The sequence below is a fragment of the Pseudonocardia sp. T1-2H genome (assembly GCF_038039215.1).
Taxonomy (GTDB): domain Bacteria; phylum Actinomycetota; class Actinomycetes; order Mycobacteriales; family Pseudonocardiaceae; genus Pseudonocardia.
Genome location: NZ_JBBPCL010000001.1, coordinates 1992817 through 2003981, shown reverse-complemented (window position 1 = coordinate 2003981; position 11165 = coordinate 1992817). Strand labels below are relative to the sequence as shown.

Below are 11165 nucleotides of genomic sequence, written 5' to 3'. Positions count from 1 at the left end.
CTGCGGGGACGGGTGCCCCGGGGACGGGGGCAGGCCGAGCAGCACGTTCATCCGGCCGCTCCGGAAGCCCTGCAGGTCCAGCGCGCAGAAGTCGAACCCCGCGCCGCGGACCGCGCCGTCGATCTCGGCTCCGAGCGCCGTCGCGCGGGCGAGGTCCTCCACCGGCAGTTCGACCCGGGCCACGGTGCCCGCCGCGTGCGCGCGCACCCGGCACACCGGGAAGCCCAGCCGGTGCAGCGCCGCCTCGGCGGATTCGATGCGCGCCAACGCTTCCCGGGTCACCGGGTCCCCGTAGGCGATCCGGGAGGACAGGCAGGCCGCGGCCGGCTTGTCCGACGTGACGAGGCCGAGCGCGGCGCTGATCCGCCGGACGTCGGCCTTGCTCAGCCCCACGTCGACCATGGGCATGATCGCGCCCCGCTCCGCCGCCGCCTGCTGCCCGGGGCGGTGGTCACCGAGGTCGTCGGTGTTCGTGCCGAGGGCGACGACGGCCCCGGAGAGCGCGACCATCGGGGCCAGCGCGTCGAACAGCGCACTCTTGCAGTGGAAGCAGCGATCCCCGCGGTTCGCGACGTAGTCCGGCCGGTCCAGTTCGTCCGTGCAGACCTCGACGTGCGCGAGCCCCCGCTGCCGGGCGAACGCGCGCGCCGCAGCCCGCTCGGCGACCGGCAGGCTCGCCGAGACCGCGGTGACCGCCACCGCCCGTTCGCCGAGGACCTCGCCCGCGACCGCCGCCAGCAGGGCCGAGTCCGCTCCGCCCGAGAAAGCGACGATCACCTGGTTCTCCTGGGCGATCCGGGCGCGCAGGGCGTTCACCAGCAGGTCCACAGGACGTTCGTTGTCCGGCATGCCACTCCCTCGATCGGCGTTCACCATAGTGAATTCGCGGCGGACGGAGTATCTCGTACCCACCGGCCAGTCCCGGGTGGGCCGCGATCGTCCCCGCGCATCCACGCGGGGAGGCCTCACCCGCCACGCTCGTTGTTGCGGGCCCGGGGGGGTTGCAGACTGCCCGGGTGTCCACCGCCGTGCGCGTCCTCGCCGGGCTGACCCTGCTCGCCGTCCTGCTCCTCACCCTGGCCTGGACCTTCCAGCGGCGGCTGGTCTACCTGCCCTCAGGGCCGCCCGCGGCCGCATCGGCACAGGTGTTCCCCGGCGGATCCGCCGTGCTCCTGCACACCGAGGACGGGCTCGACCTGACAGCGTGGCACGCCCCCGCCCCCGCCTCCGCACCCGCGACCGGCGCCACGGTGTTGGTGCTGCCCGGCAACGCGGGCAACCGGGCCGCGCGGGTCCCACTCGCGCGCGCCCTCACCGCCGCAGGCCTCGACGTGCTCCTCCTCGACTACCGGGGCTACGGCGGCAACCCCGGTACGCCGACGGAGGAGGGGCTGGCCGCCGACGCCCGCGCGGCCCACCACCACCTCACCGCCGAGCGGGGCGTGGACCCGCGGAGGCTGGTGCTGCTCGGGGAGAGCCTCGGCGCCGCTGTCGCGACCCGGCTCGCCCTCGAACGGCCGGTGGGCGCCCTGGTGCTGCGCAGCCCGTTCACCTCCCTCGCCGACGTCGCCGCAACCCACTATCCGTATCTGCCGGTGCGAGCCCTACTGCGGGACCGCTTCCCGATCGAGGACACCGTCGGCTCGGTGTCCGCGCCGGTGATCGTCGTGGCCGGCAGCGCAGACGAGATCGTGCCGCCGACCCGCAGCCGCGCGGTCGCCGCGGCGGCAGGAGCGCCCTATGTCGAGGTCCCCGGCGCCCGACACAACGACCCCGACCTCGGCCATGGGCCGGCGGTCGTCGACGCGGCAGCGCGGGCCGGGACCGGTTGACCCGGAGCTCCCGGTCCCGCGACCCGACCGACTCCGCGGTGGCGGCGTTCGCCTGCCGGCCTCCACCGGTGACAGTGCCCGAGGACGAGGAAACGGAGAGAAAATCCTATAGGATCCGGTGCAGGTAACGGTGATCGGAGAGCGGGCGGCACCGACCAAGGGGTGCGGACCGACGGCGGCCGAACGCGAGGAGGACGGGCGATGAGGGGCCCTGCGAGCGGATCGACGCACGGCGCAGACCGGGGCCCGGCCACCGTGGCCCGACTGCCTCGCCGGCCGGTACTCGCCGACGACGTCCACGAGGCCGTCAAGACGCTGATCATGGACCACTCCATCGAACCCGGCGCCCGGGTCTCGATCGACGGGCTGGCCCGGCAGCTGAGGGTCTCCCCCACGCCGGTGCGGGAGGCGCTGGCCCGGCTCGAATCCGCCGAGCTCGTGGTCAAGGAGCCGCTGCGCGGGTACCGGACGACGGCGCTGCTCACGCTCCCGCAGCTCGACGACCTCTACGCGTTCCGGCTGCTCATCGAGCCGTGGGCGGCGGGCCGCGCCGCGGAACGGGCCGACCCCGCCGGTCGGGAGCGGCTCGCGGCGGAGATGAACTCCTGCGACGCCCCGGACTCGGACAGCTATGACGCCTACAAGGCCCTCGCTGCGCACGACACCCGCTTCCACCTTCTGGTGGCCGAGCTCGCCGGCAGCGATCAGGTACGGCAGGCGTTCGAACGGACGCACTGCCACCTGCACATCTTCCGGCTCTACTACGACCGCGGCATCGGCCCGAAGACCCTCGCCGAGCACCGGCGGGTCACCGCGGCGATCCTGGCCGGGGACGCCGCGGCCGCGGAGCGGGCGATGCGCGAGCACCTCGAGCTCGCCTACCACGAGCGGTTGCGCCCGCTCTACCGCGAGCGCGCGATCGAAGGGGGACAGCCGTGACGAGATTGCGGCGCCTCGTCGTCGCCCGCCACGCCGTCGGCCCGCCGGGCGGTGGGGCCGAGATCCATGAGTCGTCGCGGGCCCGTTCCCGGCACCCGGACGGCCCTGCTTGGAGGAGACGCCATGAGTGATGACCTCGACGGTGATTTCAGCAGTGCCGCGGCACTGGTGACGGGAGGGGCTCGCCGTGGCTGACCCCACGTCCGACCGGACCGTGCTCTCCGAGCTCGCCGCGGGCCTTCACACCGAGGCCGTGCTCACCGACCCGGCGAGCACCGAGGCCTACCGCCACGACGAAGCCGCCTTTTGCGCGTCCGGGTCGCCGCTGGCGGTGGTGCGGCCGACGTCCACCGAAGAGGTGCAGCACGTGCTGCGGGTGGCTTCCGCGCATCGGGTGCCGGTGGTTCCGCAGGGAGCGCGGTCCGGGCTCTCCGGCGCGGCCAACGCGATCGAGGGTGGGATCGTGCTGTCGCTGACCCGGATGGACCGCATCCTCGACGTCGACCCGGTCGACCAGGTCGCCGTGGTCGAACCCGGCGTGCTCAACGCCGTGCTGTCGCGCGCCGTGCTGGAACAGGGCCTGTACTACCCGCCGGACCCGTCGTCCTGGGAGCTGTCGACGATCGGCGGCAACCTGGCGACCAACGCGGGCGGGCTGTGCTGCGTGAAGTACGGGGTCACCGCCGACTTCGTCCGCGGCCTCGAGGTGGTCACCGCGAGCGGGGAGCTGCTGCGCACCGGGCGCCGCACGGCCAAGGGCGTGGCCGGCTACGACCTCACCCGGCTGCTCGTGGGGTCCGAGGGCACCCTCGGCGTCATCACGAAGGCGACGCTGGGGCTGCGCCCCGCCCCGGAGGCCGCCCTGACGATCGCCGCGGCGTTCGGCTCCGTCGCCGACGCGCTCACCGCCGTCACCCGGATCATGGCAGCCGGGCTGCAGCCGTCGATGTGCGAGTTCCTCGACGGCCTCACGGTGCGCGCCATCCAGGACTACCGGGACATGGGGCTGCCGGCCGGTGTGGAGGCGCTCGTGCTGGCCCAGTCCGACCGGGGCCCGCGGGCCGCCGACGACGTCGCGGCGATGGGCCGGATCTGCGACGACGCCGGGGCGCTGGACGTGGCCGTCGCCTCGGACGCCACCGAGTCGGCGATGCTCATGGAGGCCCGCCGACTGGTGCACTTCGCGATCGAGAAGCTGGGCGCCACCCTCGTGGACGACGTGGCCGTCCCGCGCTCCCGGCTGGTCGAGCTGCTCGACGGGATCGAGGCGATCGCCGCGGAGCACCGCGTGCTGGTCTCGTGCCCCGGCCACGTCGGCGACGGCAACATGCATCCAACGGTGATCTTCGACCGCGGCGACCCCGCCGCCGTCGAGCGGGCGCACCGGGCCTTCGACGCGATCATGGAGCTCGGCCTGGCACTGGACGGGACGATCACCGGCGAGCACGGGGTGGGCGTCCTCAAGCGCGACTGGCTCGCCACCGAGCTGGGCGAACTGAGCACCCGGATCCACCGCGACATCAAGGCCGTCTTCGACCCGCTGGGCATCCTCAACCCGGGAAAGGTCCTGACCGAGCAGCGCTGACGCCGGACGACAGCCCCCCGCAGGTGGCGGCGGGGGGCGGTCGGGGCCGCGGTCAGCCGAGCAGTTTGCCGATCTGCTGCTGCACGGTGAGCACGGCGAGGACCCCGAAGAGCAGGAACGACCAGATCAGGGCAGCGGCCCTGAACCCACCGATGCGGATGGGCTTCGGCAGCATCTTGCGGTTGATCGCGATCAGCAGCCCCGAGTAGATGAACATCATCGTCCCGCCGGTGCAGGCGGAGATGACCGCCAGCGCCAGGGGCTGGGAGAAGCCGACCGAGATGACGAGGATCCCAATGATCACCAGGCCCCACACGAGGCCTGCGTAGAGCTTGCTCTCCGAGGCGCCGGGGAAGTACATGGTCTTCAGCACGTCGGCGGCCAGGCGGCTGGTGTAGTCCACGATGCCCAGTGCCGCCGTGAACAGCGCCACCGCACCGATTATCCAGAAGAAGTAGCCGAACCAGGTGCCCACGCTGCCCATCAGGACCCGCCCCTCCACCTGGAGGAACGAGATGTCGTTGGTCACGGACCCGTTGCCGAAGACCGTCGCGTAGGCCAGCAGCGACATGAACACGATCGACACGAACGAGATCAGCACGAACGTGAGCAGTTGCTCCCTGTTCGCGAAGCGCCACCATCCCCGCCAGTGCGCGAGGTTCTGTTCCGTCGGCGGGAAGACGAACCCGACCCGGCCCCGGGCCTCCGCCTCGCCCGTCAGCGGTGAGACGATCTTCGGGAGGTAGTGGCCCATGCCGAAGCCCTTGTCCCGGATCCAGTTGCTCTGCACCAGGTTCTGACCGCCGCCGGCACCGGCGAACGCCAGTGCGCCCATCAGCAGGGCGAACCCGAGCTCGGCGACGGGGAACCCGGGCCGGGTGAGGATCTGCGGCGTGTCCGCCCAGGCCGGGCCGATCGCGACGAGCGCACCGACGACGATCAACAACACGATCGCGGCCACCTTGACCATCTGGGCCTTCTCGAGCGCGTTGTAGACGATCGGGGCCAGCGTGAGGATGAGCCCGACCAGGACGAGGATCACCACGGCGATGACCGCGGCGTTCCCGCCGAACGCGTAGGTGACCAGCGTGGCGGAGCTGGTCGCCCAGGCCGGCCAGATGTTGGCGAAGTAGGCCAGGATCGCGAACACCAGGCCCCAGTGCTTCCACAGCCGGCTGAAGCCGGTGACGGCCGTCTCCCCCGTGGCCAGGGTGTACCGCTCGATCTCCATGTTCAGGAAGTACTGGGTGATCAGGCCGAGCAGCGCCGCCCAGACGAAGGTCAGGCCGACCTGGGACGCGATGTAGGGGAAGAGGATGAACTCCCCGCTGGCCAGGCCCACGCCGGCGGCGACGATGCCGGGCCCGACGTAGCGCCACTGACGCAGCGGCGGTGAGGGCAGGTCACGGACCTGGGGTCGAGGCAGGTACTTCACCGGGAAGTTCTGCGAGGGATCGGAGGAGACCGCGTCGTTGCGATCCGTACTGGTCATCGGAGTGCCTCTCTTGGGAGTTGGAGGAGGCCGGGGCCGAACGGTGCCGGCGCCGCGGTTGCCCGTGGTCCTCAGCGCTGGACGTTCTCCTCCGCGACGAGCAGGGACATCTCATGTGGTCGGGGGAGGCCTCCCAATCGCCGGGGACGGTGACTGCGAACGCTCCGGTCAGCGCCGCGGTGGACAGACGCTCGTGGGCATCGCGGCCGGTGAGCCGGGAAGCGAGGTAGCCCGCGACGAAGGCGTCGCCTGCTCCGACGGTGTCCACCGCGTCCACCGGTACGGCGGGCACGTCGATCTCGGCGCCGTCGATTCGGGCGGTGGCGCCGTGGCGGCCCCTCTTCACCACGACCTCGGTCGGGCCGAGCCCGCCGAGAGCCACGGCGAGCTCCTCGGACGTGGCCCCGGCAGGGTCCTGGATCCCGAGTGCGATCCGCGCCTCGTCGTCGCTCGCGAACAGCATGTCCGCGCCCGCAGCCAGCTCCCGGAACACGGGGGCCGCGGTGGCGGCGTCCCAGAGCCGGGAACGGAAGTTGAGGTCGACCGACACCGGGACGCCTGCCGCCCGGGCCCGCCGCATCGCCTCCCGGACCGCAGCGGCCGGCCCGGGTCCGAGCGCCGGGGTGATCCCGGTCAGGTGCAGGACCCCGGCCTGCTCGATGACATCGTCGGGCAGGTCCTCCGGACACAGATGCGAACCTGCGCTGCCGTGCCGGTAGTAGGACACGAGCGATGCGGTCGCGGTGCGGCGCTCGCGCAGCATCAGCGCGGTGGGTGCAGCGTCCCGCCGGACCAGGCAGTGCACCCGCTCGGCCATCAGGTGGCGTTCGATCAGGTCGCCGACCGAGTCGCGGCCCAGGCGACCGATCCAGGTCGCCGGCACCCCGAGCCGGGACACCCCGATGGCGACGTTCGACTCCGCTCCGCCCATGCTCAGCCGCATCCCACGAACCAACGGGAGCGGCCCGACGTCCTCGGCGACGAGCAATCCGAGCGTCTCCCCGAGGGTGACCAGCCCGCCGGCGGTCACGCTCACCGCTGCCCTGCCGCCGCGGCACACACGGCCCGCGCTCGGACCGCCAGGGCGGACAGATCGCCGTCGGGGGCCAGCGCGTCACCGATCAGGGGGCCACCCAGACCGACGGCGTGGGCACCCGCGTCCAACCAGGACTCCACCGTGTCGATGCCGATCCCGCCGGTGGGCACCAGCGGGATGTCGGGCAGCGGGGCCCGCACCGCCTTGAGGTGACCGGGTCCGAGCGACCCGGCGGGGAACAGCTTCACCGCGCTCGCTCCCGCGCTCCACGCGGTGTGGATCTCGGTCGGGGTCAGCGCGCCGGGGTAGCTCGCGATCCCGCGGCGGAGGGCTGCCTCGATGACCGGTACGGCCACCGTCGGTGAGACGACGAAGCAGGCGCCGGCGTCGGCTGCACGGTCGACGTCGTCCGCGCTGAGCACGGTGCCCATCCCGAGCTCGATGCCGTCGGGCATCCGCGCCGCGAGGCGTTCGACGGTCTCCAGGGCCCCGCGCGTGGTCAGGGTCAGCTCGAGGCAGCGGATGCCGTTGTCCACCAGGGTGTCGACGACGGCTTCCGCGCGGGCGGCGTTCTCGCCGCGGAGGATGGCGACGAGGCGGGTCGTCACCAGCTGCTCGCTCATGGGGACGCGAGCCGGCTGGAGGGTGGCGGGGTGGTCGCTCACGGTGTGCGGTCCTCTCGATCGGGAGCCGGACGGACGGGGGCGCCGAGGCGTGCGGAGACGGCGTGGGCGGCCGCCATCGCGCGTTTCCCGAGCACGTCGACCCGGTCGGCGGTCAGGCTGTAGTCGGGGCCCACGACGCTGATGGCCGCGACCGGCCCGCCGGTGGCATCGACGACGACGGCAGCCACTCCTCGGATGTGCGCCTCGTTGGCGACGTCGTCCACCCCGAACCCGCGCCGGCGGGCCAGCTGGACCGCCGAGCGCAGAGCGGCGGCGGTCGTGGGGGTCTGCGGTGTGCGTGGAGTCAGTCCGGCCGCGACGACGGCCTCGAACACGTCCTCGCCGGCCGAGGCGAGGTAGGCCAGCCCGCTGGCGGTGCTGTACATCGGCTGCCGGGCACCGACCCGGGACGCCATACGCACCGGCCGCGGCGCCTCCACCTTGTCGACGTAGACCATCGACACCCCCTCCGGGACCAGCAGGTGCACGGTCTCGGCGGTCTCCTGGGCCAGTTCACGGAGGAGGTCGGCGGCAGTCGCCCGCAGGTCGAGCCCGTCGAGGTAGGTGCTGCCGAGGCGGGCGAGTGCCGCACCCAGCCGATGCCGACCGGAGACCGGCTCGACCTCCACATAGCCGTACTCGAGCAGCGGCGCCCTCAGCCGCAGCACGGTGCTCTTCGAGATCCCGGCGGCGGCGGCCAACTGGCTGAGCGTGCAACCGCCCTCGCCGTGGTGCGCCGCGACGACGCCGATGAGGTCCAGGGCCCGGCGCAGTGAGCTCGACGAGTTGCGCGGTGCTGCGGAAGGCACAGGTGCACCCCTTGCCACAGGATCTTGGACGGCTCCGGCCGGTACCGCCATTTTGCAATGCAGTACAGCGTTGTGCACTGGTACGTCATCATGCGCCGCATTCCCCACCGTCACAAGTGTCGACCGCCGCTCCACGGTCGCCGCGCAGCCCGTGCTGCGCCGGCCGGTGGCCGCGTACGATCGAGCAGGCTCAGCCGATCTCCACTCCGAACGCCTGCAGGAGTGAGTAGACCCCGAGCAGCCCGATCGCGACGCTGCTGACGACGAGCAGCACGTTGAACAGGCGCCCGCCGTAGAGCCGCGGGTCGGTGTCCACCCGGCGCAGGTACCAGACCGCGATCACCGCCGCCACGAGGAACACCCCGGTCATGACGCCGCCGATCTGGACCATGATCACCGGCGACTGGATGGTGAGGTAGCAGACGGCCCACAGGAGCGGCAGCACCACGGTGAAGACGCGGATCCAGCGCAGCCGTGCCACCGGGTCCTGCCAGTCCAGCACGCCCAAGGTGGCCAGCAGGTTCACGTACATCCGTGACCAGCTGGGGATCGCGGCCCACATCGTCGAGCCGAGGACCGCGATCGCGCCGATCAGGAAGACGACGCTCGCCCACTCGCCCAGCGTGTCGGTGTAGATGCGGGACAGCGTCGTGATCATCCCGTTGCCCTCGGGGACGAGGCCCTGGGGGTGCAGCACCGCGGCGCCCATGAGGTAGAACGCCAGCGTGCCGAACGTGTAGATGACCCACGAGACGAGGGCGTCCTTGTACATCACCCGGATCCAGCCGTTGGCCCGGCGGACCCACGCGTCGCTGCCGTCGTTCGGGCCCGCCCAGCGCGCGTAGCCCTTCTCGATGCACCAGTAGGTGTAGAAGGTGATCTCGTCGGCGCCCACGCCGGTGATGCCGAACATCGCGACCGCCGCGCCGAGCGCCCCGGCCGGGATCAGGAATGTCAGGCCGCTGGCCACGTCCCCCGCGCCGTACGCGAACGGCGTGAGCGGCAGGCCGAGAGCGATGAGGACGGTGACGGTCGTGAAGACCACGACGAGGACCACCGCGCCGCGCTCGATCAGCGAGTACCGGTTCGAGTACAGCATCGCGATGCTGCCGAGGGCGAGCACCGACGTCCAGACCAGCAGGGACGTGAAGCCGAGCGGGTCACCGCCGATCGGCAGCAGGAAGCTGAACGCCACCGCCGTGCCGCCGATGATGCCGCCGACCTGCAGCAACTTGGACAGCGCCAGCAGCATCCACAGCACGTTCACCCAGCCGAGCCGCCCGATCCTGGGCGGCACCCTGTTGTACCCGGTGAGCGCGGGCTGCCCGGTGGCGATGGTCCACCGCGCCAGCTCGACCTGCACGGCCACCTTCACGAAGGTGCTGAAGACGACGAGCCAGAGCAGCGCGAAGCCGGCCTGGGCGCCCAGCGTGGTGGTCACGATCAGCTCGCCCGAGCCCACGATGGACGCGCTCAGGATCAGTCCAGGACCGAGGTACCGGAAGCTGGCCCTCCATCCCACCGGCGGCTCCTTGATGCCCTCCGGTGTCAGGGTGTATGGGTCGGTCCGGTCGACACCGGTGGTCTCGGACATCCACGGCTCCTTTGCCGTCGGCACTGATCTGATCTCTTCTTCGATCGTGGTCCGCCCCGTCGGGCAGCGTCAGCGGCCGTCCACCTCCGCCGGAAGGCCGTGCGGGAACACCAGCACCTTGCTCTTCCCCGACGTGCCGGCGGCCAGCGCCGTGAACGCCTCGGCCGCTCCCGCCATGTCCACCCGCCCGTCGACCAGATGCTCCAGCACCCCGGGTGCCCGGCCGACCCACTCGGCCGTCTCCCGGAAGTCCTGCGCGGAGTAGCAGAAGCTGCCGATGAGCGTGCGCTCCTCGGTGCTCACGGCGTACGCCGGCAGGTCGATGCGGGGCGCGTTCATGCCGACGAGCACGATCCGCGCTCCGAAGCCGCTGGACGCCGCTGCGGCTTCGATGGACGCGGTGGAGCCGACGGCGTCCAGCACCAGCGTCGCGCGCCCGCCGAGGGCGTCGGTGACGGCGCCGTCGGACCCGGGGTCCACCGCCACGGCGCCGAGGGAGCCCGCCAGGGCGCGGCGGTGCGGGTTCGGCTCGCTGACGACCACGTGCGTGGCGCCCGACCGTCGCGCGGCGAGCACGCAGGCCTGGCCGATCGGTCCACCGCCCACGACGAGCACCGCGTCCGCCGCGGAGCAGCCGCCGCGGCGGGCGGCGTGGTAGCCGACGGACAGCGGCTCCACCAGCGCGCCGTACTCCAGTGGCATGGTCTCGGGCAGCACCATCACGTTGCTCGCGGGCGCGAGGAGCGTCTCGGCGAACGCGGACACGATCTCCGCGTTCACCCCGATCACGCGCCGGTCCTGGCAGCTCTGCTCGGCGCCGGCGGCACACGCGGCGCAGCGGCCGCAGGCGATCAGCGGGTTGACCGTCACCACGTCGCCGGGCCGCAGCCCCTCGACGCCCGCCCCGACCGCGGCGACGTGGCCCACCGTCTCGTGGCCCATCACCTGCCCGGGTTTGCGCCGCCCGTTCTCGCCGGTGAAGCCGTGCACGTCGGAGCCGCAGATCCCGGTGGCCGCCACCGTGATGAGGACGTCGCCCGGGCCGGGCTCCGGATCTTCACGGCTGCCGATGGTCAGGTCCCACGGACCGTTCCAGACCAGTACGCGCATCGGCGCTCCCCTTTTCCGGACGGATGCCCCTGAGCAATGGATGGACCGGGACGAGCAGCGTGGCGACCATCAGAGCCGCGCTGATCGGCCGGGTGGGGAACTG

Annotated in this window: 9 protein-coding genes and 1 pseudogene; 3 read left to right on the top strand and 7 right to left on the bottom strand. The window is 72.4% G+C overall.

The window, feature by feature from the left end; genetic code table 11:
- Positions 1-66: 66 nt before the first annotated feature.
- A pseudogene (gene larE, locus WBK50_RS10030) lies at positions 67-849 on the bottom strand (ATP-dependent sacrificial sulfur transferase LarE); the annotation flags it as partial.
- Between the two features lie 167 nt (positions 850-1016).
- Between larE and WBK50_RS10025 the strand changes: the two are divergent.
- The 3 genes from WBK50_RS10025 to WBK50_RS10015 all read left to right on the top strand — a co-directional run bounded on the left by WBK50_RS10025 (position 1017) and on the right by WBK50_RS10015 (position 4356).
- Positions 1017-1832 (top strand): alpha/beta hydrolase, encoded by an 816-nt coding sequence (locus tag WBK50_RS10025; protein ID WP_341335327.1) that lies wholly within the window; start codon positions 1017-1019, stop codon positions 1830-1832.
- Between the two features lie 201 nt (positions 1833-2033).
- Positions 2034-2771: a GntR family transcriptional regulator gene (locus WBK50_RS10020; protein ID WP_341335326.1), complete on the top strand. Its 738-nt coding sequence runs from the start codon at positions 2034-2036 to the stop codon at positions 2769-2771.
- A 187-nt stretch (positions 2772-2958) separates the two neighbouring features.
- Positions 2959-4356: an FAD-binding oxidoreductase gene (locus tag WBK50_RS10015; RefSeq protein ID WP_341335325.1), complete on the top strand. Its 1398-nt coding sequence runs from the start codon at positions 2959-2961 to the stop codon at positions 4354-4356.
- A 52-nt stretch (positions 4357-4408) separates the two neighbouring features.
- Here WBK50_RS10015 and WBK50_RS10010 read toward each other — a convergent pair whose 3' ends face one another.
- The 6 genes from WBK50_RS10010 to WBK50_RS09985 all read right to left on the bottom strand — a co-directional run bounded on the left by WBK50_RS10010 (position 4409) and on the right by WBK50_RS09985 (position 11062).
- Entirely contained in the window at positions 4409-5848 is a 1440-nt protein-coding gene (locus tag WBK50_RS10010; RefSeq protein WP_341335324.1) for an Nramp family divalent metal transporter, read from the bottom strand.
- Positions 5760-6884: a sugar kinase gene (locus tag WBK50_RS10005; protein WP_341335323.1), complete on the bottom strand. Its 1125-nt coding sequence runs from the start codon at positions 6882-6884 to the stop codon at positions 5760-5762. The genes WBK50_RS10010 and WBK50_RS10005 overlap by 89 nt, the downstream gene beginning before the upstream one ends.
- On the bottom strand, positions 6881-7549 hold the full coding sequence (locus WBK50_RS10000) for a bifunctional 4-hydroxy-2-oxoglutarate aldolase/2-dehydro-3-deoxy-phosphogluconate aldolase (protein WP_341335322.1): 669 nt from the start codon (positions 7547-7549) through the stop codon (positions 6881-6883). The genes WBK50_RS10005 and WBK50_RS10000 overlap by 4 nt, the downstream gene beginning before the upstream one ends.
- Entirely contained in the window at positions 7546-8358 is an 813-nt protein-coding gene (locus tag WBK50_RS09995; RefSeq protein WP_341335321.1) for an IclR family transcriptional regulator, read from the bottom strand. The genes WBK50_RS10000 and WBK50_RS09995 overlap by 4 nt, the downstream gene beginning before the upstream one ends.
- A 190-nt stretch (positions 8359-8548) precedes the next feature.
- Positions 8549-9952 carry an Nramp family divalent metal transporter gene (locus tag WBK50_RS09990; protein ID WP_341335320.1) on the bottom strand — a complete coding sequence of 468 codons (1404 nt, stop codon included), beginning with the start codon at positions 9950-9952 and terminating at the stop codon, positions 8549-8551.
- A 69-nt stretch (positions 9953-10021) separates the two neighbouring features.
- Positions 10022-11062: a zinc-dependent alcohol dehydrogenase gene (locus WBK50_RS09985; RefSeq protein ID WP_341335319.1), complete on the bottom strand. Its 1041-nt coding sequence runs from the start codon at positions 11060-11062 to the stop codon at positions 10022-10024.
- Positions 11063-11165 lie beyond the last annotated feature (103 nt).